This window comes from Pedobacter sp., assembly GCF_045627485.1.
GTDB lineage: Bacteria > Bacteroidota > Bacteroidia > Sphingobacteriales > Sphingobacteriaceae > Pedobacter.
The window spans coordinates 1-26594 of record NZ_JAZQNU010000093.1 but is presented as its reverse complement, the minus strand read 5'-3'; the positions used below and the strand labels follow the sequence as shown (position 1 = coordinate 26594).

Genomic DNA, 26594 nt, shown 5'->3' with positions numbered 1-26594 from the left:
CCTATGATTATACGTTCCAGAGCTCCGTTAAGGCTAGGTCTTGCCGGGGGATGCACCGATGTCAGCCCGTATTGTGATCAATACGGCGGTGCGGTATTAAATGCAACCATAAGTAAGTTTGCTTACGCCACACTAACACCTTTGTCCATCCCACAAATCGTTATTAAATGTCATGATATCAATGAACATCATGTATTTAATAACGTAGAGGAGTTTGACCTTAATGACAAAAAACTGCAGTTAATTAAGGCCATTCATAATCGCATCCGTAAAGAGTTTAACATCAAGGTGCCCATGTTTTATCAACTGGAAACCTATGTGGATGCACCCCAGGGCTCCGGTCTTGGATCATCCTCTACTCTTGTGGTTACCATTATTGCCGCTTTTGCAGAATGGCTTGGTCTGGCCCTGGGCGATTACGACCTTGCTCATTTAGCGTTCTCCATCGAGCGACAAGACCTTGGTTTGTCTGGTGGCAAACAGGACCAGTATGCTGCAACCTTCGGGGGCTTCAATTTTATGGAGTTTTATCACGACCGGGATGTGGTTAACCCTTTGCGAATCAAACAACGATATGTGTATGAGTTAGAATTTTCCTTACTCCTGTATTATACCGGCACTTCCCGCTTGTCATCAAAGATTATCGATGCACAAGTCAATAATGTAAACGGTAACTCGACCAAATCTATTGACGCCATGCATTCGCTTAAAAGCCTGGCTTTTAATATGAAAGAAACCTTGTTGAAGGGCAGGTTATGTGAAATCGGCGACTTGCTGAACGACAGCTGGATATCGAAAAAACAAACTGCTGAAGAAATTACTAATCCTGTGGTAGATGAAATTTACGCTGCTGCCATGAATAATGGGGCTACTGGAGGTAAAATTTCAGGAGCTGGCGGCGGTGGTTACATGATGTTTTATGTGAAAGGAAATTTCCTATACCATTTACAAAACACACTCAACCAGTTTGGCGGCCGTGTGGAGAGAATTAATTTTTATGATAAAGGCGTACAAGCCTGGAAAGCTTAAAATCATGTATTATGTTAGAAAAATTTATTACATCGAAAATCCTCGAAAGCATAGCTGTTAAAAACGAGGTAATACAGCGCCCTGAATTGATTGCTAGGATCGAGGCCGTGTCGCAGGAAATCATTGCAGCATTTCAGCGGGATGGTAAGGTATTGCTGTGTGGCAATGGTGGAAGTGCTGCCGATGCGCAACACATTGCTGCCGAATTTACTGGCCGGTTTTATTTTGACCGGCAGCCACTGTTCGCTGAAGCCCTGCATGTCAATTCATCCTACCTTACTGCTGTGGCTAATGATTATTCTTATGATGAGATCTATGCACGCCTGATCAAGGCGAAAGGGCGAAGGGGCGATTTGCTGATCGGTATTACCACATCAGGAAATTCTGAAAACATTATCCGCGCATTCCGGCAGGCAAAATTACAGGGCTTAACCACTGTTGCCCTCACTGGTGCAAGTGGCGGCAGGCTTAAAGTTGAAGCCGACTACCTGATCAATATTCCATCAAACGATACGCCTAGAATCCAGGAAGCCCATATTGTTATTGGCCATATTCTTTGCGAAATTGTAGAGCGTAAACTGTTTCTTGCTGAGCCGGTTGACCTTGAAAACTTAAGTGTAGACATCGAAGACCTTAATGTGAACGTGGATGACTGAGGAAGCAATTATTCTGGCAGGTGGCCTGGGTACACGGTTACGATCGGTAGTTCATGACCTGCCCAAGCCTATGGCCGAGGTCAATGGCCGTCCTTTTATCCACTATGTAATGCATTATCTGGCCACCCAACAGGTTAAAACTGTGGTTTTAGCCGTTAGTCATAAACGGGAAACCATCCAGAATTTTCTGCATGATGCTTTTGACCGGTACGGTATAAACGTCCGTTATAGTGTCGAAGAGGAATTGCTCGGAACTGGCGGGGCCATTTTTAAAGCCTTTAAGCAGGTAGAGGGAAAAAGTGCTTTTATCCTGAACGGCGACACCTATTTTGATGTTTCCTTGGCTGGACTGGAAAATTTCGCCCTTGAAAGAAATGCCGATCTTGCTTTTGCCCTTAAAGAGGTTGAAAATTGTAGTCGTTATGGAACGGTAAACCTTTCTCCAAATCAGGGCATTCAATCTTTTAATGAAAAGACGCCCGGGCAAACCGGAAGGGGAATCATCAATGGTGGAATATATTACATGAATAAGTCGCTCACCAGCAAATTCCCTAAGCCAGAGAAATTTTCTATTGAGCAAGATTTCTTTCACCAGCACCTTACAGAATTGAACGTCTATGGGAAAATCTGCGATGGCTTGTTTATAGACATCGGTATTCCCGGTGATTATTTTCTGTCGCAGCAATTATTAAAAGATGTTTGTCAGCATGAGCTTTAATACTTTGTTCCTTGATCGAGACGGCGTAATTAACCGTAAAATTGATGACGGATACGTTTTGAAAACTGAGGATATACAGATAATGCCCGGAATAAAAGATTTCCTGGCCATGGCCAATAACATGTTTTTGCAAATTGTTGTTGTTACCAACCAACGTTGTGTAGGACGTAAAATGCTAAAGGAAGAAGAATTATTATCGATTCATAAAGATATAAATGACCGAACCGGGAATTTTATTAACGACTTTTTCTTTTGCCCCCACCTTGACGAAGATCAATGTGACTGTAGGAAACCTAAGGATGGGCTGTTTTTGAAAGCTGCAGAAAATTATGCAGTCGACTTTAGTCGCTCGTGGATGATCGGTGATTCTGTTTCCGATCTAATTCCAGCAAAAAATCTGGGCATTAAAACCATTTACATCGGAGCCGGAATCAATAGCTGTGCGGATTACACCTTGGCCTCTACAAACGATATATGCACTGTCTTTTTACCTGGTTGAACTGGAAATTTTTAAACAAATGAATAATATTCATTTGTTTAAAAGATCAACTAATGACCAAATTAGATGACATAATAAATCAACTTTATACAGTTTTTAACTGCTCACAGAATCAACTAAGTAATGGTATTGGTCAGTCGGATATTCGTTTAATGGTGACCTATTAAATGTTAACTATGTGTTGTCATCTAATTAATACCTGTTTTACTGTCATTTTCTTCTATGGAACAGACTTTGGTGAGAGTTATCTAAGTTTATTACTTCAGTAATCTAAGCTATCTATGAAAAACTAAACCGTCAGGCTCGTACTGACGGTTTTTTTTGTGAATTTTTTCTACCCTGCTGTGTGATTTTTTTTTACGAAGCTGATCTAAACTCCGCATCCCTGGTTCCCGTATCTTAACTTAATGTTTTCACTTTTTAATGAAATCAGGGAATCTTAACAGATTATAGTCCGCTTGCATTAAATTAGCAGTTGTGCTGGTGTTCAATCAGCACAATCAAGCTCATCAGATCATGAATTCGAAAAACACGTTAACTGCCATACGACAGCAGATGAGAGCGCTGCAATTGGATGCTTATGTCATTGCTTCTGCCGACCCACACCTGAGTGAGGACCTCCCTGATCATTATAAGATCCTGTCATTCACCTGTGGCTTTACGGGCTCGGCTGGCACGCTGGTTATTACCCAAACATTCGCTGGCTTGTGGACAGACTTCCGTTATTTCATCCAGGCAGAAGCAGAGCTTGTAGACTCCGGATTTGAATTAGTAAAATTAAAGGTCCCACATACGCCTGAGTACATTGCTTACCTGGCCGAGTTGCCTGAAAGAAGTGTAGTTGGTTTTGATTACCGCTTGTTTTCCGTGTATATGGCAGGGGAGTTGCTGAGGGCTTTAAGTCGAAAAAGTATCAGCAGTGTTTCCGTCGACCTCATTACGCCAGTATGGCAAAACCGACCTGCTTTGCCAAATGCGGCAGCTACGCTGATTCCAGTGGAAGACGCCGGTAAATCAGCAGCAGAAAAATTAAAAGAAGTGCGGGCTGCAATGGCCAAACAGCAGGCCAGTTACCACTTGATCTCTTCGCTGGATGATATCGCCTGGCTTTTTAACCTTAGGGGTGGCGACATCAACCATAACCCCGTTGTGTTAAGTCATGCCTTGATTAAAGCAGAAAGTGCCAGGTTGTTTATTGCTGAAGGCAAACTATCTCCGGTGCATTTGTCGCAGCTACAGCAGGAGGGGGTTACTGTTGAAGCCTACCACGACATTGAAAAATACCTGCAAAAGATCCCCGGGAAAGCAGCCATGCTTTTAGATCCAAAAAAATGCAGTTATGGCTTATATGATCTTCTGACCGACGAAGTTGAGGTACAACTGGCCGTTAATCCGAGTACCCATTTAAAAAGCATTAAAAATGAAAGCGAACAGGCACATGTGCGAAAGGTAATGATCAAAGATGGTGTGGCATTAACACGTTTTTTTAAGTGGCTTGAAGAGCGTGTTGGCAAGGAAACTATCACTGAAATATCAGCTGCTGATCAACTTGAAGTTTATCGTGCCGAACAGGAAAATTTTGCTGGTATAAGTTTTGACACCATCGCAGGGTACCAGGCACATGGTGCCTTACCACATTATCATGCCACTCCTGAGAGCGATTTGCCTGTTTTACCTGAAGGTATATTCCTGATTGATTCCGGGGCACAGTATCATTATGGTACCACAGATGTTACGCGCAGCATCCCCATGGGGCATACCACTATACAACAAAAGGAAGATTATACGCTTGTTTTAAAGGCATTAATTGACGGTTCGAAAGCTGTTTTTCCGGAAGGCACACGAGGATACCAGATTGATGCAATATGCCGGCAGCCGTTATGGCTTGAGGGTATCAATTATGGCCATGGTACTGGGCACGGCATCGGTTTTTACCTCAACGTGCACGAGGGGCCGCAAAATATCGGGCCAGCTAATGTGCCTGTAGCGCTACAGCCGGGCATGATCACTTCTATTGAGCCTGGTGTTTACAGGCCGGGATCTCATGGCGTAAGGACTGAAAACCTCGTTTTAACCATCGAAAAATCGGTGACGGAATTCGGTGTATTTCATGCATTTGAAACGCTCACTCTTGCCCATATTGATACTCAAATGGTGATAAAGGAAATGCTTGACCAATCGCAGTTAACCTGGCTTAATGATTATAACCATCATGTGTATGAAATGTTAAGCCCCTTTCTCCGGCCTGAAGAGGCAGTCTGGCTGCAGAAGAAATGCCTGCCCATCTCAATGCAATTACCTTAAATAAACCAATACTTGCCGGATATTGTCCGTTTTGGGAGAATGCCCTTTGTGCTAAATCAAAAAGTATATTTTTGATTTACCAAGACCCTCATGACCAAGGCTTGCAGTGCCGTTCACGAGTATGTCAGTGTATATGTAACACCAAATATAAACTCTAAATAAATACAATTATGCGCAATTTACCGTCCCTTTACTGTTTATGCCTGGTGGTCTTATTAACATTCATAACGCCCCGTCCGGTATTAGCCCAAAAGTATTGGGATAAACTGGCTGCCCGCCCGGCAACTTTAGGCCTGGAACAGGGTACCTTAAACCTGGAAGCTGGCGATATGCAGCTTAAATTGGTAATATCGTCGCAAACGGTAGCGGCATTGTCTCCTAAAGCAGTTGCCAATTTTGATTTTACGCCGTCCGATCGTTTAAATGTTCGACATAGCGACGGACTATATCACTTAGGTGATATCAACCTGACATTGAGAACCCAGGGAAAAGATTGGCAGAAATATTCGTCGGCCACTAAACGTGCTCCTGTGAAAGTATTGAAAAGTAGTGGAAAAGTGCTGGCAGCAGCTGATTTATCGCCAACCCTTGCCGCAGATATTCCTCTGCAGGTGAAGCGTTTCTGGGAGATGAAAGACGGTGAGCTTGTGCTACGTTTCGAACTTAAAAATAATAGTAAAAGCGATGTTGAAATTGGTGGTCTTGGCATCCCTATGATCTTTAACAATATTTTAGAAGGCAAGTCACTGGATGAAACGCATGCTCAAAATGTATTTTACGATCCTTATATCGGTATGGATGCAGGTTATTTGCAGGTAACTCGGCTGAGTGGCCTGGCGCCATCTTTATTGGTGTTACCTGATGGTGATACTCCCTTTGAAGCCTATAACCCATTACTCGATGACCCTACTCCACGAAGCATTGTGTTTGAGGGGTTCTACGAATGGATGGTTTATAGCAAGGCCCCTGCAGAACAGGAATGGACAGGCGCAGAGCAATGGAATACCCCACGTTCTGCAGTGTTGAAACCTGGGGAGGTTCGCAACTTTGGGTTAAAACTCGTGGTTGCCGGTCCAGTAAAAACACTGGAAAGTAAATTGGCACAGCAGCAACGGCCCGTAGCCGTATCCGTACCTGGTTATGTATTGCCTCAGGATGTGGATGCCAAGTTGTTCCTTAAATATGATGAAAAAGTAAAACACATAGCCGTTTACCCACAAGATGCGTTGACCATTACCGCCGCAGAAAACACAAAAAACAACTGGAAAACATACCAGGTTAAGGGCAATAGCTGGGGAAGGGCCCGGCTTACAGTAACGTATGACGACGGTTTAGTGCAAACTATAAGTTATAAAGTGATTAAGCCAGAAAGTCAGGTCATTGCCGATTATGGGAACTTCTCCACTACCAAACAGTGGTTTGATGAGCCTGATCCTATCTTTAAGAGGAGCCCTTCGGTGATTACTTACGATGATGAAAAAAAAGCACAGGTTCGCCAGGATAACCGGGCCTGGATTGCCGGGCTAAGTGATGAAGGTGGTGCGGGAAGCTGGCTGGGTGCCCTGATGAAGCAATTGGTGGTGCCGAATGCTATCGAGGTGGCCAAGTTGAAACGTTTTGCCGATAGTACCATGTTTGGCCGGATCCAGCTAAGCGAGGGCCCAAACAAGTACGGTGTCAAAAAAAGCTTGTTTTATTATGCCCCCGACTCCTTGCCTAAAGGTACGTATGACGAAAATCTAAATTTTAAAACCTGGTCTGCATGGCCAACCAAAGAAGCAAACTCTTTAGGCCGTTCCTATAATTACCCGCATGTGGCAGCTGCCCACTGGGTAATGTACCGCCTGGCTAGAAATTATAAGGGCCTGGTGGATGCCGCAAGCTGGAAAACCTATTTGACCCATGCGGCGGAAACTTCCCTGGCCATGAGTCGACTGGCACCACACTATGCTCAATACGGACAAATGGAAGGAACGGTGTTCCTGTTAATTTTAAAAGACCTCAAGTCCGAAGGGATGACCACACTGGCAGACAAACTGGAAGCAGACATGAAAAAACGTGCTCTTCACTGGCGTTCTTTGGGCTATCCTTTTGGAAGTGAGATGCCCTGGGATTCAACCGGACAAGAAGAAGTATATGTATGGTCGGCGTACTTTGGCTTTGATGATAAAGCTGAGGTAACGTTAAACGCAATCCTGGCCTATGTTCCTGTAGTTCCGCATTGGGCCTACAACGGCAACGCCAGACGCTATTGGGATTTTCTTTATGGCGGTAAATTGCAACGTGTGGAACGAATGATTCACCATTATGGTTCTGCGCTAAATGCGATACCTGTATTGGAAGAATACCGCAAGAATCCTGATGATTTTTATCTGCTGCGGGCGGGTTATGCCGGTTTGATGGGCTCCATTTCCAACATTACCCAGGAAGGTTTTGCACCGGCTGCTTTCCACGCTTTTCCCTCAACACTGCGAAATGATGGCATTTCTGGTGATTATGGCTCAGGTTTTTTTGGTTATGCGGTGAATACCGGTACCTATATCATCAGACACAAAGAATTCGGCTGGTTAAGTTTTGGTGGAAATCTGCAGCAAGCTGGACAATTAGTTAAGGTGAAACCGCTAACCGCTGCGAGAAATGCGGTTTTCATCGCTGAAGCAGGTTTATGGATTAACCTTGACGCAGGGAATATTGATGAAATTTCCTATCACCTCAAAACAGGTGAGGTACGTGTAAAATTGGCACCTGCCAACCAATTCACAGGAACAGCTGTATTAAAATATGCACAAACAGCGGACAACAGCCTACAAGCGTCCTATGAAATTGCTAACTTCGAGAGAACCACACAAGGCAACTACAAGATCCCACTACAGCGGGATGGTATAACCGAGGTGGTGCTGCAACGAAAAAAGAACTAACATGTTTACTAAAGAAATTTACATCAACAGGCGCAAGCAATTGGCGTCCAGCATAGGATCGGGTATTTTATTGTTCTTGGGCAATGAAGAAAGTCCAATGAATTTTAAAGATAATGCCTATCACTTTAGGCAGGACAGTACCTTTTTATATTACTTCGGTATCCAGGAACCACATTTAGCAGCCGTAATGGACCTGGATGAAGATAAAACAATTGTTTTTGGTGACGAGATGAGCCTTGACGACATTGTATGGATGGGCAGACAGGAAACCCTGCATGAAAAATGCACAGCCAGTGGAGTTGAATTCGTACAAGCCTCAGCATCTCTGAAAAGTTACCTGGCTAATGCCCTGGCCAAGACACGCCAGGTGCACTTTTTACCACCTTACCGTGGAGAGAATAAAATACGTTTAGCCAGCGTGCTACATTTACCCATAAACCAGCTGGCAGCAGCGGCGAGTATCGTATTTATTAAAGCTGTCGTTGCCCAACGTTCCATTAAATCGGCCGAAGAAATTCAGGAACTGCACCATGCAGCATCGGTTTCAGCTGATATCCACCTGATGGTGATGCAACTGGCCAAACCTGGGCAAACCGAACGTGACCTGGTTGCCGCCATTCAGCAGGCAGCTGTGGCTAGTGGCGGTCAGCTGGCCTATCCGGCCATTGTAACCACCAGGGGGGAAATTTTGCACAACCATTATTATGGAAACACTTTAAAGGAAGGACAACTGGTACTTAATGACTCGGGTGTGGAAACCGCGTTGGGTTATGCGGGCGACCTTACCCGTACCTTTCCGGTAAGCAAGAAATTTACTGTAGAACAAAAAGCAGTGTATGATATTGTGCTGGAAGCTTACCAGCAGGCTACCAGCCTGCTGAGCCCTGAAGTCCGTTACCTCGATGTGCACCTGAAGGCTTGTAAAACCCTGGCGACAGGTTTAAAAGACATGGGTTTAATGAAGGGTAATATAGACGATGCAGTTGAACAAGGTGCACATGCCATGTTCTTTCAATGTGGCACCGGCCACATGATGGGGCTTGATGTTCACGATATGGAAGACCTGGGCGAAGCTTATGTGGGTTATACAGAAACCCTCACCAAAAATACAGCACAGTTTGGACTGAAATCTTTGCGCTTAGGCAAACAGCTGGAACCTGGTTATGTGCTCACCGTTGAGCCTGGTATCTATTTTATACCTGAACTGATGGACCAATGGGGGGCATCGAATAGGTTTAACGATTATATTAATTATGATAAATTACAAGCTTTCCGGGATTTCTCTGGCATCCGGGTGGAAGACGACTTTTTAATTACCAGCACCGGTCATGAAATGCTGGGCAAACCACTTGCCCTGACCACAGCGGAAATTGAAGCCATTAGGGCCGAAGCTTATTAAAATGATACAAATGACTAAAAAAATAAAACTGGGACTGCTTTGCATGTCCCTTTTTCCTTTAGGCTTAACTTCAATTTATGCACAGGAAGCGCCAAAACCTGCTAAGTCTTTCAGCCGTACTGATACCTTACGGGGTAGTTTGATGCCAGAACGTACCTGGTGGGATGTGCAGCGTTATGAAATCGGGCTTAAGCCTGATTACAAAAGCAAAACAATACAGGGGTCTAACAAGATTGTGTATAAGGTGGTGCAAAGTAATGACGGACAGACCAGAATGCAGATTGACATGATGGATCCTTTGGTCATTGACAGTGCAGTCTATGATGATGGACGTTCCTTAAAATTTGCTAAAGAAGGCAGTGTATGGTACGTAACGGTGCCAAAGCAAGAAATAAAAGAACAACACAGTGTGCATATCTACTACCATGGGAAGGTGCACGAAGCCATTCGCCCACCCTGGGACGGCGGTTTTATCTTTGCTAAAGATGCTGAAGGTCGCCCATGGATGACCGTTGCCTGCCAGGGACTTGGGGCCTCGGTCTGGTACCCTAATAAAGATCACCAGAGTGATGAGCCCGACAAGGGCGCCTCACTTACCATGACAGTTCCAGACAGCCTGGTGGCGGTGGGTAATGGGCGACTAGTCTTTAAAAAGGATAACAAGGATGGAACTACTACCTATCAATACAATGTGGTTAAACAGATCAGCAATTACTGTATCATCCCTTACATCGGTAAGTATGTGAATTTCAAAGAAAGTTATGCCGGGGAAAAGGGTCCCCTGGATGTGAACTACTGGGTGTTAGATTACAATGAGGCGAAAGCAAAAACTTATATGCCTGATCAGGTGCATAAAATGTTTAAGGCGTTAGAGCATTGGTTTGGTCCGTATCCCTTTTATGAAGATGGTTATCAGTTGATCGATGCCTCCCATACCGGCATGGAGCACCAGTCGGCAGTTTCCTATGGCAATCAGTACAAGTTTGGATACCTGGGCAGAGACCCTTCCGGTGCGGGCTGGGGCTTGAAGTGGGATTTTATCATTATCCATGAAAGCGGCCATGAATGGTTTGGCAACAACATCACCACCAATGACCTTGCTGATATGTGGGTACATGAAGGTTTTACCAATTACAGTGAAACGCTTTTTACCGATTATCATTTTGGCGAACAGGCGGGAAATGAATACAACTATGGCATCCGTAAAGGTATCCGAAACGATAAACCGATCATTGCTAATTACGGAGTTAATGATATGGGAAGTGGCGATATGTATCCCAAGGGTGGCAACTTACTCCATAGTATTCGCCACAGTATGAACGATGATGCGCTTTTCAGGTCTATTTTGCGTGGCCTAAATAAGACTTTCTATCACCAGACCGTTACCTCGGCACAGGTGGAAGAATATATCTCCAAACAGGCAAAATATAATTATGCGAAAGTCTTTGATCAATACCTGCGGACCACCGATATCCCGACCCTGGAATTTTATATAGAAAAAGGTAAATTAAATTATCGCTGGGTTGGTGCTGTGGAAGGATTTAACCTTCCGCTGGTCTTGAAAAAAGAAAGTGTAAGCACCTTACGTGTGGTACCCACGGGATATTGGCAGCAACTACCCCTAAAAAAAGGACAAGATTCAATGCTTACTACCGACGCGATTGAAAAGATGTATTATATCAAAGCGGTGAAATCGAAATAACATAGGTGCATTTACAGGTTATATTGGTTAATATCAGGTCATAATTTGCTGCCTCGCTGTTTTAACTTTGACATAGTGGAATCGACTAATTAAAGCGAAAATATTTAAACAGATAAAAAACTATAGAAACATGAGTATCAATTGGACTGGTGTATTTCCTGCTGTAACAACCAAGTTTACGGCTAATGACGAACTTGACTTTAATGCCTTTAACATTAACCTGGAAGCACAGCTGGAGGCTGGTGTAGATGGGATTATATTATGTGGTTCTCTTGGAGAAGCCAGTGTATTAACTGATGACGAGAAATTTGAACTGTTGTCGCACACCCTCAAGGAGGTGAATGGCAGGGTGCCTGTATTGTTAAATATCGGTGAATCGACCACTAAAAAAGCAGTGGCGGCAGCTGTTAAAGCTAAAGCTTTAGGTGCCGATGGTTTAATGTTGTTACCGCCTTTGCGTTATTATTCCGATGTGGAAGAAACATTGGCTTTTTTTGCTGCGGTTGCAGAAAGTACTGATTTGCCAATTATGATTTACAATAATCCGGTAGACTATAAAATTGAAGTGACCCTCGAGATGTTTGATTACCTGTCGAAATACAACAATATACAGGCAGTAAAGGAGTCTACCCGCGACGTATCCAACGTTACCAGGATGATCAACCGTTTTGGCGATCGCTTTAAAATCTTCACGGGTGTGGACCCGATTGCCATGGAATGTCTGGTGATGGGTGCAGACGGCTGGGTGGCCGGACTTGTCGATGCATTCCCGAAAGAAACAGTAGCTATTTTCAGGTTGGTGAAACAAAACAGAATTGCCGAAGCTTTAACAATATACCGTTGGTTTTTACCCGTATTAGAATTGGACATCAAGCCCAAACTGGTACAATATATTAAATTGGCAGAAGTGGCAACAGGTATAGGGACCGAGGCCGTACGTGCACCACGTTTAGCGATACATGGAGAAGAGCGAGAGCGGGTAATGAAAATTCTAAACGACGCGCTGGCCAGTCGTCCTATATTACCTGAAGGCAGCTGGGGAATATAAACATGGAAAATATGGCTTATAGAAACATAGTTTGTGCTGCATTTAGGGATCCCACGGGTCCGGTCTTTTATGCAATTAATCCGGCAAACGGGGAAGCCCTCGCCGGAGAATTTCATCGGGCAAGCTTGCAAGATGCAGATGATGCACTAAAGGGTGCTGAACATGCTTTTCAGGAATATAAAAATATAAATAAAGATACTAAGGCTGCTTTTTTAAGGGCAATAGCCGACGAAATCTCTTGGTTAGGGGATACTTTGATCTGCAGGGCCGCCGAGGAGAGCGGCCTCCCTGTAGGTCGTTTGCAGGGGGAAATGGGCCGCACTATTGGCCAGCTGCGCCTATTCGCCAACCTGGTGGAAGAAGGATCCTGGGTAAATGCCATTATTGATGTGGCTTTACCAGACCGTAAACCACTGCCAAGAGCTGATATTCGCCGCATGATGGTGCCATTAGGGCCAGTGGTGGTATTCGGTGCCAGCAATTTTCCATTAGCTTTCTCGGTAGCAGGTGGCGACACCGCTTCCGCATTGGCAGCAGGCTGCCCAGTGGTCGTAAAAGCACATCCGGCCCACCTGGGTACCAGTGCCCTGGTGGGTGGTGCGATCTTAAAAGCAATAGAAAAAACAGGTTTACCTCCAGGCCTGTTTTCGTTATTATACGATGATGGTCATACCATTGGTGCCCATCTGGTTAAACATCCTAAAACTAAAGCGGTGGCCTTTACAGGTTCCTTTAAAGGTGGCAATGCCCTGATCCAACTTTCGCAGGAAAGGGAACAGCCTATTCCGGTATTTGCCGAAATGGGCAGCATTAATCCTATTGTATTATTACCTGAAGCCATGAACAACAGGGCGCAGACACTGGCCTCGCAATGTGCAGCGTCAATTGGACTGGGGGCCGGACAGTTTTGCACGAATCCTGGCCTGATGCTGGCGATCAAATCACCATCGCTGGAATCATTCAAGGCAGGTTTAGCGGAGGCAATCAAAGAAATGCCTTCTGCAACAATGCTTACGCCTGGTATCTGTGAGAATTATGGTTCTTTATCCAAAGCTGTGCTCAACGCTAATGGTGTAACCTTAATTGCCGAATCGCCTTTAGTCAATACAGAACTGCAAAGCCAGTCGGTAGCCCGTGTAGCTACAGTAAGCGCAACTAATTTTCTAAATAATAAGCAATTGCAGGAGGAGATCTTTGGTCCTTATTCCTTGCTCGTCATTGCTGAAGATACAGATGAACTGACTGCTTTGGTAGCCTCTCTGGAAGGCCAGCTAACTGCAACTGTTATGGCCGAAAAAAGTGAGTTGCACAACTATCCGGAACTGATCAGCACTTTAACAGATAAAACCGGTCGCATCATATTAAATGGCGTGCCCACAGGGGTGGAGGTGAGTGCCGCCATGCAGCATGGCGGGCCATTTCCAGCTACAAACGACAGTCGTTTTACTTCTGTTGGTTCAACGGCAGTTTACCGATTTGTGAGGCCTATCGCCTGGCAGGATTGGGACGATGATCTGCTTCCCGATGCGCTGAAAGCAAATAATCCCTTAGGTATTTATAGATTGGTAGACCTCAACTGGACCAAACAATGACTAAATCCTTTTTCTGTGTAGACGCACATACCTGCGGGAATCCAGTACGACTGGTAGCAGGTGGCGGTCCGGTACTTTATGGGGCCAATATGAGTGAAAAAAGACAACATTTTTTAAAAGAGTTTGACTGGATCCGCACCGGACTGATGTTTGAACCCCGTGGTCACGACATGATGTCGGGCAGCATCCTGTATCCGCCTCACGATCCGGAAAATGATGTTGCCGTTTTGTTTATCGAAACCAGTGGCTGCTTGCCTATGTGCGGTCATGGCACCATCGGCACGATAACCATCGCTATTGAAGAAGGATTGATTACGCCGAAAACACCAGGCATCATCCGCATGGAAGCGCCTGCAGGATTGGTGAAAATTGAGTATAAGCAAACTGGAAATAAAGTGACCTCAGTGAAGTTGCAGAATGTGCCGGCTTACCTTGCGGCGGCAGATTTACAGGTTGATTGCCCAGAGCTCGGCATGCTGACCTTCGATGTGGCTTACGGCGGTAATTTCTATGCAATTGTTGATCCCCAGGAAAACTTTCCCGGAATAGAACATTTCACGGCTTCACAACTCATTGCCTGGAGCCAGGTGATCCGCAAACGAATTAACGAAGCCCATACTTTTGTGCACCCCCTTGATCCAACCATCAATGGATGCAGCCACATTCTATGGGCAGGCGCTCCTCTTGATCCAACATCTACAGCACGTAATGCGGTATTTTATGGTGATAAAGCGATCGACCGCTCGCCTTGCGGCACAGGTACTTCTGCACGGATGGCCCAATGGCATGCCAAAGGGAAGTTGCAAAAAGGTGATGCTTTTATACATGAAAGTATTATTGGTAGCAAATTTACGGGCAAGGTAGAGGACGTCATCCAGTTAAATGGCATGGATGCCATCATTCCAAGTGTAGAAGGCTGGGCAAAAGTATATGGTTATAACACGATTAAAATCGATGATGATGACCCTTATGCTCATGGTTTTCTTGTGATTTAACCAGTGTTAATTGTTAATTAATAATAGATGTCAAGTGTATTAATCATAGGTGGAGGTATCGTAGGACTCAGTTCCGCTTATTATCTTCATAAATCCGGTCATACCGTAACCGTCCTTGATAAAGGCGATATTACCGACAACTGTTCTTACGGAAATGCCGGCATGATTGTTCCAAGCCACTTTATACCACTTGCAGCACCGGGTATGGTGCAGCAGGGGGTACGCTGGATGTTTAACCGGAAAAGTCCTTTTTATGTGAAGCCGTCTTTGAGTACAGAGCTGGTAACCTGGGGACTAAAATTTTTGAAACACGCCAATGCAGGCCACGTTTCCCGTTCGGCCGTTCCTTTAAAGGAACTTAATTTGCTCAGCAAACAACTCTATGTAGATCTGGCTAAAGAACGAGGTTTTGATTTCGAGTTGAAAAGTAATGGCATCCTGTCTATGTATAAAACCGAGCGGGCTGCTGAAGAAGAAGCACTTATAGTGAAACTTGCCCTGGAATTAGGAATGGACATGGCGATCTTAAGTGCCGATGAGTGTAAAAAGCTGCAACCAAACCTTAATCTAGATATCCTTGGAGCAGTCCATTTTCGTGATGATGCGCATATGAGTCCACCGAAAGTGATGAATGCCTTGTTGGGTTTCCTTGAAAAAGCTGGTGTAAACATCGTCCGTCAACAGGAAGTGACTAAAATAGATACCGCGGGATCCAAGATCACTAAGGTTTATACCGGAAAAAAGGTATGGGAGGCTGATCAATATGTTCTGGCAACCGGATCATGGTCACCGGCTATTGCCAGAATGATGAATATTAAAATCTGCCTGATGCCGGGCAAAGGGTACTCTTTTATGGAGCCCGAACCCCAGCAACGGATGACAATTCCTGCATTACTTTGTGAAGCCAGGGTTGCAATTACCCCAATGAATGGCGGTATCAGGTATAGTGGGACGATGGAACTCGATAAAATAAACACCAGAATCAACATGCCAAGGGTAATGGGAATTGTAGAGTCAGTTCCAAGGTACTTACCCGATCTTCAGCCTAAATTGCCTGTTCAAAAAGACATTTGGTATGGTTTCCGTCCATCTTCTGCCGATGGTTTACCCTATATCGGAAGAAGTACAAAAAGGGATAATTTGGTGATAGCCACCGGACATGGAATGATGGGTATGAGCCTGGGTCCGGCTACCGGATCTTTAGTGAACCAGATTATTGGGGAGCAAAAAACGACGATTGATATTAATGCTTTTGCCCCTTCCAGATAACAGGGTAAAAAGCGGGTAATACCTGATAATATACGAAAACAGGAATAGTTTTTTTGATCATAACTTGTAGACTACTAGTCGATTGATTAGTTGAACCAAACAAGATAAACATGAAAACAAAAACTGAGCCTTATCTTTACTTATGCAAAAGAACCTGGATTCTTTTGCTGTTTTTTTTGCCCTGCCAACTCTTTGCGCAGGATGTCCTGGTGATTAAAGGAAATGTGGCTGACGCGAAAGATGGCACCACGCTGATCGGGGTTTCTGTGAAGGAAAAAGGAGCATCAAATGCTGCGAGTACTGATCAAAATGGAAATTACACTTTGCGTGTTTCTAAAGCCAATTCAACGCTGATATTCAGCTATATAGGTTATCTTACTCAGGAAGTAGCTCTTGAGGGAAGAACTAATCTGGACATCAAACTTGATGCAGAAAGTCGTGGTTTGAACGAAGTTGTGGTGGTTGGTTATGGTACCCAGAAAAGGGGTGAGGTAACAAGTGCGATTGCAACAGTGAAGGCTGAAGATTTTACCAAGGGTGCAGTGCGTGATGCCGCGCAACTGGTGCAGGGCAAAGTAGCCGGTTTAAGGATTACTACGCCATCGGGCGATCCAACAGCAAGCACACAAATTAATCTTCGTGGGTTAAACTCCATTAGTGGAACTTCTGAACCTTTGATCCTGATCGATGGTGTTCCGGGAAGCCTGAATACGGTATCACCGGAGGATATTGAATCTGTGGACGTGTTAAAAGATGGTTCTGCAGCAGCTATTTATGGTACCCGTGCTACAGGAGGGGTAATACTAATAACCACACGCCAAAACAGGTCTGATTCTAAAGCAACTATTGAATATGCTAACTATGTTACTGTCCAGCAAATTGCCAGGAAACCAGACATGTTAACAGCAGCCGATTACCGTCGCTTGATTGGCGAAGGTAAGCAGTATATTGATTATGGCGGTAATACCAATTGGTTAGATGAAATCCTGCAAAATCCGGTGAGCCAGAATCACAATGTGACGATTTTCGGAGGAAATAACACCACAAATTTTACGGGTTCTGTGAACTATCGCGATTGGGAGGGAATCTTTTTGCGTTCAGGTCAGAAACGCCTCAACATTAGGGCATCCCTAAATCATTCGATGTTTAATGATAAGTTGAAAACCAATGTGCAAATTATTAACCGCACTACTAAAGCCGAACAAGGCGGTGCGGATGGTTATGCTTACCGTCAGGCCATTATTAGAAACCCAACAGATAACATCTTTACAGAAGAGGGTAGATGGCAGGAAAGGGAAGCTTATAATTATGATAATCCTTTAGGAAGAATCCATGAAACTACCAACGACAATACTTTTAAGGAAATGCGCGTTAATGGTAGTCTTGATTACAGGCCATTTAAAGACCTGAGTTTAAAATTAATGGCTTCTAATATTCAAAATACTAACTTATATGGTACAAGCACTACTTTTAACCACGTAAATACCACGAAAGCTCAACTTAACGGAACTGCCTCCCGCTCTACCTATGCCAACGTAGAGAACCTTGTTGAGTTTACTGGAAACTACAATAAAACCGTTGGCAGACATAACTTTAGTGTATTGGGTGGCTATAGCTGGCAAGATGCGGTTTACGAAAGTTTTAATGCTTACAACTTCGATTTTCCCACCGATGCTTACTCCTGGAATAAACTAGAAGCTGGATCTGCTTTGCAAAGGGGGCTGGCTACCATGGGCAGTTACAAAAGTAAATGGCAACTGGCTGGTTTCTTCAGTCGTTTAACTTATAACTGGGATGAGAAGTACCTTTTCATGGCCAGTATTAGAAGAGAGGGTTCTTCTAAATTTGGTGAAAACTACCATTGGGGTTCATTCCCTGCAGCTTCTGTTGGATGGAGGGTGACTAAAGAGGATTTTATGGAAAATATATCCCTGGTGTCTGACTTGAAATTGAGGGCAGGTTACGGTATAACAGGTACCATTGCCAATAATCCTTATATGTCGCAAACCAGTTATAACTTTACTTATAACCAGGGTGCTTTTATTAACGGTAAATGGGTGCAAGGATTTGTACCAGCAAGAAACTTTAATCCAGATTTGCGTTGGGAGAAGAAAAAAGAATATAACGTAGGTGTAGACTTCGGCTTGTTTAGTAATAGAATTACAGGGTCGTTAGATTATTATACCAGAACAGTAGAAGATTTGATCTACAACTTCCGGGTGCCAGTGCCTCCATATTTGATTGAAAGCATGTTGATTAATGCAGGTACCATGGAAAACTCAGGTTTTGAAGCTTTAGTTAACGTAAAAGTGGTTGATTCGGAAGCATTCAAGTGGAATTCCAATGTCACCTATTCTTCAAATAACAACAAACTGGTCAACTTATCTAATGACAAATTTGATGTAACAGCCGACTTCTTTGATGCAGGTTATACTGGTGAACCTATTCAAACCTCTACTCACCGTGTAAATGTAGGTGGACCTATTGGTCAATTCTATGTATTAAAAAGTGTTGGGGTTGATGAGAATGGCAAATGGCTGGTGGAAAACAAAGACGGCCAGGTCATTTCTATCTCCGATTCATCACCAAATGACCGCCAGTTTTATGGAAATGGTATTCCAAAATACCTCCTTGGCTTGAACAACTCTTTCAATTTCAAAAACTTCGATTTATCAGTGAATGTTCGCGGTGCTTTTGGTCACGATGTGCTGAATATGCAAAGGATGTATTATGAAAACCCAGTGAATAAAGCTTATAACGCGTTATCAAACGCCTATGACTTAAAATTTGGTCAGGTGTTAAATAACGACCTGGTGTATGTAAGTGATTACATTGAAAAAGGTGATTACGTTAAAATCGACAACATTACGTTTGGTTACACTTTCGGCGACAGACTAATTAAAGGGGTAAAGAACCTTCGTTTATATGTATCTGGGTTAAACCTAATTACCATCACAAAATACAAAGGGCTAGATCCTGAAGCGGTAAGTTATACCGGTGATTTCACCTTTGCTCCTGGTATTGAAAACCGTGATGCTTACCCAACAACACGCACGTTCACTGCTGGTCTTAATGTTTCATTTTAGTACTAATTATAAAACCATGAAAACGAATATCGTTAAATATATACTTATTGCAACTATTGGTTGCGGAGGCGCGATCAGCTCCTGTACGAAGCTGGATGAAGAGGTTTATTCGGAGGTGCTTCCTTCGCAATTTCAACCCACCGAGAAAGATTTGCCAGCGATCCTGGCGCCGGCTTATGCTTCCTTACGAACAGTAATGTGTGGCTGGCAGGGTTATTTTGATTTGCAGGAAGAAGCGGCCGATGCTATTATCACACCTGTGCGTCCTAATGGATGGGATGACGCTGGTACATACCGACGTATGCACCAGCATGCCTGGACTACGCGCGAATGGCAACCTTATAACACGTGGCAGAACGCTTACTCGGCTATTACCAAAGTAAATACGGTATTGTCACAATTAGAAGAAGGTACCCTGAAATTGGGCGCCATTAATGATGCGGCTACTGCAGAACTCAGGGCCATCAGGGCATTAGCGTATTACCTGCTGTTAGATAACCATGGAAATGTGCCTATCGTGGTCGACTTTAAGGATACCACGCTGCCACAACAGAACACGAGGAAAGAGGTTTACGACTTTGTGTTGAAGGAACTCAATGAAGTTTTGCCAATGTTAAGCGAAGATGCTTCCACAACTTACGGCAGGATGAATAAATGGGGTGCAAAAGCTCTGCTTGCCAAGATCTACCTGAACTCAGGAGTCTATGTGGGTACCCCTGAATATGCTAAATGCATCCAGGAAACAAACGACATCATTGCCAGTGGTAAATATCGATTGGATGTCAACTATTCTGACGTATTTACCTACACTAACCAAAGTTCGTCGGAGATCATCTTTGCGATTCCTTATGATGAAATCTATGGTAAAGGCAACCAGATTCACCTTAAAACTTTGGATCCACTTAGCCAGCCGGTGTTCCGGATGACGGCCCAGCCATGGGGTGGAAATTGTGCCGTTCCTCAATTCATTGATACCTACGACGCAGACGATAGCCGTTTGAAAGATACCTGGATTCAGGGACCGCAAATTAACCCCCAAACTGGTCAGGTGGCCATCAATTACGTTAATTTTGTTCCAGGGATGGGTGGTCTGGATGGTATTGTAGCCGCCGGAAACCACGGTTACCGCATCGGCAAGTTTGTGATTAAACCCAATGCAACGGGTGACCTTGATAATGACTTTCCGTTTTTACGTTATGGTGATGTGCTCATGATGAAAGCAGAGGCCTTGTTAAGAACGGGCGATGCAAATGGTGCCGCTGCCCTGGTAACCCAGGTAAGACAACGTGCTTTTAAAGGAAATCCTGCGAAAGCTACTGTTACAGGTGCCGAACTATTGCAGGGAAGTCGTTATCAGTATGGGTTACAACGCCCGGATGGTTCTATAGATGCTGTAAATGGGGGGGCGGATATCGAGTTTGGTCGTTTTCTCGACGAACTGGGCTGGGAGTTTGCAGCTGAAGCACATCGCAGGCAAGACTTGATTCGATTTGGTGTGTTTTCGACGAAAAAGTGGTTCAATCATTCACCGCAATCACCAACCCGTACCTTATTCCCTATCCCACAGGATGAGATTGCTAAAAATCCAAATCTAAAGCAAAATCCGGGCTATTAACAGGGTTAAAGTGGTTAGTAAGGGAAGATTCAGTTAGATTAAACGTCGAAATGACGTATTTTAGCCAAGTATAACCGGATATTAACCGGTTTAATGCAGCCTTTAATTATTGAGTGTTAATATACGTATATTAACACTCAATAACCTAAACCAACCAACCATGAAAGTACTTCCATTTACCATGCTCGTACCGGATGATAAGAGTGTGATAACCGAACACGTAAAGCTGCCATTTTTCTACCAATACCTTCATCGCCATGATGAATGGCAGCTTACCTGGGTAAAAAAGGGCGAAGGAACCCTGATCGCTGGTAACAACATGCATTCTTTTCGTTCTGGCGAGTTGTTTCTGATCGGCGCTAACCTTCCGCATTTATTTAAATCTAATCCTGAATACTTTACCAGGGAAGATAAAAATATAGAGGCCTGCTCTTTGTATTTTAATCCTTCAGGTGCTTTGGGAGGCCTATTTAACCTGCCGGAAATGAGCATGATCAGTTCGTTTCTAAAGAACAATAAACATGGTTTCAAGATTCCTTCTGCCTATAACGAAAGGATAATTGCCAAGGTTTCAAAAGTGCATGAAGCTACGGGTACTGATGTGCTGTTTAACCTGGTTAGCCTGTTGACCAGCCTTCACGCTTTTGAAGAACAGCTGGTGCCCCTATGTTCACAATTGTATTCTTCTGATTTGTCAGAAAATGAAGGTATAAGACTGAGTAACATCATAAACTACATTATGCGTAATTATAACAACCCCATTGCGCTGGAAGATATTGCTAATGCAGCTTATATGACGCCTCAGGCATTTTGCAGGTACTTTAAAAAACACACTGGCCACACCTTTGTGTCGTTCCTGAACGAAGTGAGAATCAATGACGCCTGTAAAAGTCTGATTGCCGGTAAAAAAACTGATTGTATTTCCGGGGTTGCCTATAAAGCGGGTTTCAACAGTATCACCAATTTTAACCGGGTGTTTAAAAGCATTATCGGGCAGTCGCCAAGAGCCTATGTGGATGCCTATAATAATGTAAGTAAGGTCAACCGGCTTTCTGCGTAATATCTACAGTTATAATGTGACAGTGTAACTGTCTTAATTTCTAAAAAATGTCTATAAAAAAAATGCTGAGAAGCAGCAGGTCAATCAAAGGCCTGCTCCGTTTTTCATACCTTCTGCTATTGCCTTTTTTTGCTGTCGCTCAACAACAGGAGACGGCAAGTTTATACGAACAGACTAGCGAAATGGGCACTACCATGTCCACCTACCAAAACGACATTTCCGCCATTGAAGATTTTTATTCGCCATATGTTACCTATCCAGGTAGTATGTATCAACGCAATGCCCGCGTGTATCATTCGCCAGAACAAAGAAAACGCTTGATCGAAATTAACCAGGGTTATTTAAACAAATTAAAGCAACTTGATTTCCAAAACTTCAGTATTTACGGCCAAACAGATTACCTGCTGCTCCAGAAAGAAATTCAAGCCAGTCTTCACCGCTTAAAGGAAGATGCTGCTCAAGAGGTCATCATCAATAAATACCTTCCCTTTGCAAACGACATCTATCTTTTGGAAAAAAAGCGTCAACGCGGCAGTCCCCTTATCGGGACTGAAGTGGCTGCCCAAATGAACAGCCTGTCTAAAAGTGTTCAGGCGGCCAGCAAAACTATAGATGTAGCCTCCATAAAGGAGAACGAAAAGCAGTTGCTACACCAAGTTTTAGTAGGCCTGAAAACTCGTTTAAATAGCTTTTATGTTTTCTATAATGGCTTTGATCCTGATTTTACCTGGTGGGTGCCCAAACCCTATGAATCATTAGACTTGGCTTTAGCTCAATATGAAAAGCAGTTATCCCCGAAAGAAGATCCGCAAGCCATTGGCGAAGCTCATAACTACGGTATTAAAGGTTCGCCGATAGGCCGGGCAGAACTGGTAAGGCAGCTTCAGGCAGAATTTATTCCTTACAGTCCGGAAGAGCTCATCAAAATTGCGGAAAAGGAATTTGAATTCTGCGATAAAGAACTGTTAAAAGCTTCAAAAGAGATGGGTTTTGGAGCGGACTGGAAACAAGCACAGGAAAAGGTAAAAAACTCCTATGTACCCCTTGGAGAGCAGCCAGCACTGATTGTCAAATTGCAGGACGATGCCACAAATTTTATTAAAGCAAACAAGTTGCTGGATATCCCACCGCTGGCTGAAGAAACCTGGGGTATGGTTATGATGTCGCCGGAGCGCCAGCTGGTCAACCCTTTTTTCACCGGGGGTAAGGAAATCAGTATTTCTTATCCAACAAATACGATGAGCGCAGAAGATAAGCTGATGAGCATGCGCGGCAATAACCCCTATTTTTCCAGGGGCACCGTGCAGCATGAGCTTTTGCCAGGCCATCACCTGCAATACTACATGAACAGTCGTTTTAAAAGTTACAGGCGTCCGTTTAGCACGCCCTTTAGCGTCGAAGGCTGGCCTCTTTACTGGGAGCTTTTACTTTATGAAAAAGGCTTCGCCAAAACTCCGGAAGAAAGAATAGGCATGTTGTTCTGGCGCATGCACCGCTGTGCTCGTATTTTGTTTTCGCTGAATTATCATTTAGGCAAATGGACACCTAAACAGAGTGTTGATTTTCTTGTAGACCGTGTAGGGCATGAACGTGCCAATGCCGAAGGCGAAGTAAGGCGCTCTTTCCAGGGCAATTACAGTCCCCTGTATCAAGTCGCCTATATGATCGGTGGCCTGCAGCTGAATGCTTTACGAAAGGAACTCGTTGACAGTGGTCAAATGACCTTTCCTGCTTTTCATGAGGCCGTGATGAAAGAAAACCTTATCCCGGTTGAATTGATCCGTGCCACCCTGACCAAGCAAAGCCTGAATAGAGATTTTATGACGCAATGGAAGTTCTACAACCTGTCTAGCCCTAAATAACCGATGAAAGCCGAAAACACGCAATTTAAACCTTCTTTAAAATTAATGGATGCGACCATGCTTGTTGCTGGCAGCATGATCGGTTCAGGGATCTTTATTGTCTCAGCCGATATTACCCGGAATGTAGGTAGTTCTGGCTGGCTGATGGTTGTTTGGCTGCTCACCGGGTTTATGACGCTAACGGCTGCCCTGAGTTATGGAGAACTCAGTGCCATGTTTCCCAAAGCTGGCGGCCAGTATATTTACCTTAAGGAAGCTTACAACCCTTTAGTTAGCTTTTTATACGGATGGAGCTTTTTTACGGTGATTCAAACGGCAACCATTGCTGCGGTAGGGGTGGCATTTGCTAAGTTTACCGCCTACCTCATTCCAGCTTTTAACGAAGATCTGGTGGCCATGGATCTCGGCTTTTTTAAGGTGTCACCGGCACAGTTGCTGGCTATCGGCATCATCATATTGCTTACTTATGTCAACAGCCGGGGTGTTAATAGCGGCAAAATCATACAGACCACGTTCACGCTGACCAAGCTATTAAGTTTATTTGGACTGGTGGTGTTTGGGCTCCTCTTTGTGGATGCCAGTGTCTGGGCGGCAAATTGGGAGAATGCCTGGGTGTTACAGCCACTGTCTATAGATGGCAGCGTAGGGAGTTATACCGCCATGGCCGCCTTTGGTGCCCTTGCTGCAGCTATGGTCGGTTCTATTTTTAGCAGCGACTCCTGGCATAACGTTACTTTCATAGCCGGAGAAATTCAAAACCCTAAACGTAACATTGGGTTAAGCTTAGCCTTGGGCACCATTATGGTTACTGTATTATACTTATTAACCAATATCATGTATACCGGTATCTTGTCATTACATGAAATGGCCTACGCAGATAAGGATCGGGTGGCGGTTGCTGCCTCGCATGTGATCTTCGGAAGCTGGGGTACCGTGATCATCGCCTTGATGATTATGGTGTCTACATTCGGCTGTAACAATGGCCTCATCATGGCTGGTGCCCGAGTTTATTACTCGATGGCTAAAGATGGTTTATTTTTCAAAAAAGTAGGTATCCTCAACAAAAACGCTGTGCCTGCTGTGGGGCTTTGGATACAATGTGTGTTTGCCTCTCTCTGGTGTTTAAGTGGTCGTTATGGAGATTTACTGGATATGATTTCCTTTGTGGTGGTCATGTTTTACATGTTAACCATTACCGGCATTTTTATTCTGCGCAAAAAAAGGCCAGATGCAGAACGCCCATATAAAGCATTTGGGTATCCTTTCCTGCCGTTGATTTATATCGTTATGGGTATGGCTTTCTGTACCCTGCTAATTATTTATAAACCTAATTATACCTGGCCAGGCCTCATCATCACTTTAATGGGCATCCCAGTTTTTTACCTGATCGAAAAATTCAATACCAAACCATGAAGCATCTTTCAATACAGAACCACCTAAAAGAAACCTGGAAGCCCTCGTGACTAAGTAGATGGATCTTCTTCATTAAATAACCCCTCGGGCACCTTAAGTTCGCCGGTGCTGAAATCGATTATGCCATTACGCTCATCCTCAATATTGGTAGCCTGGGTATACACGTCACCGGCGAAGGGCCTGTTTCGTAGTTCTTTTTTAAACAACCTGATCTGACGCGCGCGTTCCTCGTTATCTTTTGGTCCGCCATAATCGGCGAAGCCAAATCCACCCCATTCAGAAACCAGCAGCGGCGCTTGCTTACGGTAAAAGAAAGGATCTCCTACAATAATAGGAAATGCCGCCACATTTTCCATCTCTCCATGCGTCAACTGATCCAACAACTTTTTCCACCGCTCTAATTCTGGGGTATAAAGGTGCACGGTTAACAAATCTGATTTTAAACGGCCGCGATAAGAAATATGGTGCCAGCCATCGTTGTCTACCACCAAAAACTGTGGATGAGCCAGTTTCATATAATGGTACATGCCCATGATGTATTGCCGGGTTTTAACATTGGTGGCAATATCCTGTGCGCCCCAATCTTCATTATATAAACTCCATATCACAATAGATGGATGGGTACCCATAAGGGTCAGCATCCGTAGCAGCTCGTCTTTATGATTGTCACGACTTTTTTCAGTCGACCGGTGCGGACTGGGCACCTCCACCCACAGTAACAAGCCTATTTTATCAGCAAGGTTGTAAATTCGTGGGTCTACACCCGCAATGTGTATGCGCACCATGTTACAACCCAAACGTTTCATGGCATGCATATGCCTTTTAATCTCTTCATAATTGGCCACTCCAGGTTGGTATAAAATACCATTAAGGTAGGTGCGTTTGTTGTTCAGGTAGATGTGCGGACCTCGTGCTTCGATTTTTCTTAAGCCAAAATAAGCTTCTATCTCTGATACATTGTCCATGCTGTCAACTAGTTGTGCTACCAGGCGGTATAGATGGGGTGACTCGGGTGACCAAGTTCTGGCATTTGGGATTTCCATCACCAGGCGCTGGTCACGTTGGCCTTCTTTAAGTTTCAAAGGATATTCATCGGTAGCTACTGGTTGGTCATCGTCCTGCTTGCGATGGTATACCTTCAACCTGATCTTGTAATAACCGGGGTCATGTATACGGGTGGTGAAATTAAATCGTACGAGGTTCTCTTCAATTAAACTGATCACGCCAATACGCGAACGTAGTCGGTTTTTTTCTACGGTCTCCAGCCAGATACTGCGCACGCCGCCAGTGTGTATTGGAAACAGGCTGTGCCATATACTTTCAATGACGAAGGGCAGCTTATTTTAAATCAGAACAACGGTAAGCAAGCAGCGATTGTAAATCGAATCATTGAGCTAAGGCAGATTTATTCATCTCTTGGATTATTAAG

General features: G+C 44.1%; 18 protein-coding genes. 17 read left to right on the top strand and 1 reads right to left on the bottom strand.

Features of this window, described 5'->3' with window-relative positions; translation table 11 throughout:
* Nucleotides 1-3: 3 nt before the first annotated feature.
* From ACR2F3_RS07165 to ACR2F3_RS07085, 17 genes are all read left to right on the top strand, one after another.
* Nucleotides 4-1029, top strand: coding sequence for a hypothetical protein (locus ACR2F3_RS07165; RefSeq protein ID WP_432709300.1), 1026 nt, complete (start codon nucleotides 4-6; stop codon nucleotides 1027-1029).
* An 11-nt stretch (nucleotides 1030-1040) separates the two neighbouring features.
* Entirely contained in the window at nucleotides 1041-1685 is a 645-nt protein-coding gene (locus ACR2F3_RS07160; protein WP_432709299.1) for a D-sedoheptulose-7-phosphate isomerase, read from the top strand.
* Entirely contained in the window at nucleotides 1678-2403 is a 726-nt protein-coding gene (locus tag ACR2F3_RS07155; protein ID WP_432709298.1) for a nucleotidyltransferase family protein, read from the top strand. The genes ACR2F3_RS07160 and ACR2F3_RS07155 overlap by 8 nt, the downstream gene beginning before the upstream one ends.
* Complete coding sequence (locus ACR2F3_RS07150; RefSeq protein WP_432709297.1) at nucleotides 2393-2902, top strand: D-glycero-alpha-D-manno-heptose-1,7-bisphosphate 7-phosphatase; 510 nt, start codon at nucleotides 2393-2395, stop codon at nucleotides 2900-2902. The genes ACR2F3_RS07155 and ACR2F3_RS07150 overlap by 11 nt, the downstream gene beginning before the upstream one ends.
* A gap of 516 nt (nucleotides 2903-3418) precedes the next feature.
* Nucleotides 3419-5206 carry an aminopeptidase P family protein gene (locus ACR2F3_RS07145; RefSeq protein WP_432709296.1) on the top strand — a complete coding sequence of 596 codons (1788 nt, stop codon included), beginning with the start codon at nucleotides 3419-3421 and terminating at the stop codon, nucleotides 5204-5206.
* A gap of 170 nt (nucleotides 5207-5376) precedes the next feature.
* Entirely contained in the window at nucleotides 5377-8124 is a 2748-nt protein-coding gene (locus ACR2F3_RS07140; RefSeq protein ID WP_432709295.1) for a DUF5695 domain-containing protein, read from the top strand.
* 1 nt (nucleotide 8125) lies between these two features.
* Complete coding sequence (locus tag ACR2F3_RS07135) at nucleotides 8126-9523, top strand: aminopeptidase P family protein (RefSeq protein WP_432709294.1); 1398 nt, start codon at nucleotides 8126-8128, stop codon at nucleotides 9521-9523.
* Between the two features lie 10 nt (nucleotides 9524-9533).
* Entirely contained in the window at nucleotides 9534-11225 is a 1692-nt protein-coding gene (locus tag ACR2F3_RS07130; RefSeq protein WP_432709293.1) for a M1 family metallopeptidase, read from the top strand.
* 130 nt (nucleotides 11226-11355) lie between these two features.
* Nucleotides 11356-12273 (top strand): dihydrodipicolinate synthase family protein, encoded by a 918-nt coding sequence (locus tag ACR2F3_RS07125; protein ID WP_432709292.1) that lies wholly within the window; start codon nucleotides 11356-11358, stop codon nucleotides 12271-12273.
* Nucleotides 12274-12284: 11 nt separating this feature from the next.
* Nucleotides 12285-13865: an aldehyde dehydrogenase (NADP(+)) gene (locus tag ACR2F3_RS07120; RefSeq protein ID WP_432709291.1), complete on the top strand. Its 1581-nt coding sequence runs from the start codon at nucleotides 12285-12287 to the stop codon at nucleotides 13863-13865.
* Nucleotides 13862-14860 carry a 4-hydroxyproline epimerase gene (locus ACR2F3_RS07115; RefSeq protein WP_432709290.1) on the top strand — a complete coding sequence of 333 codons (999 nt, stop codon included), beginning with the start codon at nucleotides 13862-13864 and terminating at the stop codon, nucleotides 14858-14860. Before ACR2F3_RS07120 ends, ACR2F3_RS07115 begins: the two co-directional genes overlap by 4 nt.
* 27 nt (nucleotides 14861-14887) lie before the next feature.
* On the top strand, nucleotides 14888-16129 hold the full coding sequence (locus ACR2F3_RS07110; RefSeq protein ID WP_432709289.1) for an NAD(P)/FAD-dependent oxidoreductase: 1242 nt from the start codon (nucleotides 14888-14890) through the stop codon (nucleotides 16127-16129).
* A gap of 110 nt (nucleotides 16130-16239) precedes the next feature.
* A complete protein-coding gene (locus ACR2F3_RS07105) occupies nucleotides 16240-19215 on the top strand; it encodes a SusC/RagA family TonB-linked outer membrane protein (protein ID WP_432709288.1) in 2976 nt (991 codons plus the stop codon).
* A 16-nt stretch (nucleotides 19216-19231) separates the two neighbouring features.
* Nucleotides 19232-20830 (top strand): RagB/SusD family nutrient uptake outer membrane protein, encoded by a 1599-nt coding sequence (locus ACR2F3_RS07100; RefSeq protein ID WP_432709287.1) that lies wholly within the window; start codon nucleotides 19232-19234, stop codon nucleotides 20828-20830.
* A gap of 160 nt (nucleotides 20831-20990) precedes the next feature.
* On the top strand, nucleotides 20991-21890 hold the full coding sequence (locus ACR2F3_RS07095; protein ID WP_432709286.1) for an AraC family transcriptional regulator: 900 nt from the start codon (nucleotides 20991-20993) through the stop codon (nucleotides 21888-21890).
* A 47-nt stretch (nucleotides 21891-21937) separates the two neighbouring features.
* Nucleotides 21938-23752 (top strand): DUF885 family protein, encoded by a 1815-nt coding sequence (locus ACR2F3_RS07090; protein WP_432709285.1) that lies wholly within the window; start codon nucleotides 21938-21940, stop codon nucleotides 23750-23752.
* Between the two features lie 3 nt (nucleotides 23753-23755).
* Nucleotides 23756-25165 (top strand): APC family permease, encoded by a 1410-nt coding sequence (locus ACR2F3_RS07085; protein ID WP_432709284.1) that lies wholly within the window; start codon nucleotides 23756-23758, stop codon nucleotides 25163-25165.
* Between the two features lie 50 nt (nucleotides 25166-25215).
* Here the strand turns inward: ACR2F3_RS07085 and ACR2F3_RS07080 are convergent, their stop codons facing one another.
* Nucleotides 25216-26445 (bottom strand): glycoside hydrolase family 2 TIM barrel-domain containing protein, encoded by a 1230-nt coding sequence (locus ACR2F3_RS07080; RefSeq protein WP_432709283.1) that lies wholly within the window; start codon nucleotides 26443-26445, stop codon nucleotides 25216-25218.
* Between the last annotated feature and the right edge of the window lie 149 nt (nucleotides 26446-26594).

Excerpts from the sequence above, each read along its gene's own strand:
- ACR2F3_RS07120 (WP_432709291.1), top strand. The coding sequence starts at position 12,285 with ATGGCTTATAGAAACATAGTTTGTGCTGCATTTAGGGATCCCACGGGT.
- ACR2F3_RS07155 (WP_432709298.1), top strand. The coding sequence starts at position 1,678 with ATGACTGAGGAAGCAATTATTCTGGCAGGTGGCCTGGGTACACGGTTA.
- ACR2F3_RS07145 (WP_432709296.1), top strand. The coding sequence starts at position 3,419 with ATGAATTCGAAAAACACGTTAACTGCCATACGACAGCAGATGAGAGCG.
- ACR2F3_RS07160 (WP_432709299.1), top strand. The coding sequence starts at position 1,041 with ATGTTAGAAAAATTTATTACATCGAAAATCCTCGAAAGCATAGCTGTT.
- ACR2F3_RS07085 (WP_432709284.1), top strand. The coding sequence starts at position 23,756 with ATGAAAGCCGAAAACACGCAATTTAAACCTTCTTTAAAATTAATGGAT.
- ACR2F3_RS07130 (WP_432709293.1), top strand. The coding sequence starts at position 9,534 with ATGACTAAAAAAATAAAACTGGGACTGCTTTGCATGTCCCTTTTTCCT.
- ACR2F3_RS07115 (WP_432709290.1), top strand. The coding sequence starts at position 13,862 with ATGACTAAATCCTTTTTCTGTGTAGACGCACATACCTGCGGGAATCCA.
- ACR2F3_RS07100 (WP_432709287.1), top strand. The coding sequence starts at position 19,232 with ATGAAAACGAATATCGTTAAATATATACTTATTGCAACTATTGGTTGC.
- ACR2F3_RS07165 (WP_432709300.1), top strand. The coding sequence starts at position 4 with ATGATTATACGTTCCAGAGCTCCGTTAAGGCTAGGTCTTGCCGGGGGA.
- ACR2F3_RS07090 (WP_432709285.1), top strand. The coding sequence starts at position 21,938 with ATGTCTATAAAAAAAATGCTGAGAAGCAGCAGGTCAATCAAAGGCCTG.
- ACR2F3_RS07110 (WP_432709289.1), top strand. The coding sequence starts at position 14,888 with ATGTCAAGTGTATTAATCATAGGTGGAGGTATCGTAGGACTCAGTTCC.
- ACR2F3_RS07135 (WP_432709294.1), top strand. The coding sequence starts at position 8,126 with ATGTTTACTAAAGAAATTTACATCAACAGGCGCAAGCAATTGGCGTCC.
- ACR2F3_RS07125 (WP_432709292.1), top strand. The coding sequence starts at position 11,356 with ATGAGTATCAATTGGACTGGTGTATTTCCTGCTGTAACAACCAAGTTT.
- ACR2F3_RS07150 (WP_432709297.1), top strand. The coding sequence starts at position 2,393 with ATGAGCTTTAATACTTTGTTCCTTGATCGAGACGGCGTAATTAACCGT.
- ACR2F3_RS07140 (WP_432709295.1), top strand. The coding sequence starts at position 5,377 with ATGCGCAATTTACCGTCCCTTTACTGTTTATGCCTGGTGGTCTTATTA.
- ACR2F3_RS07095 (WP_432709286.1), top strand. The coding sequence starts at position 20,991 with ATGAAAGTACTTCCATTTACCATGCTCGTACCGGATGATAAGAGTGTG.
- ACR2F3_RS07105 (WP_432709288.1), top strand. The coding sequence starts at position 16,240 with ATGAAAACAAAAACTGAGCCTTATCTTTACTTATGCAAAAGAACCTGG.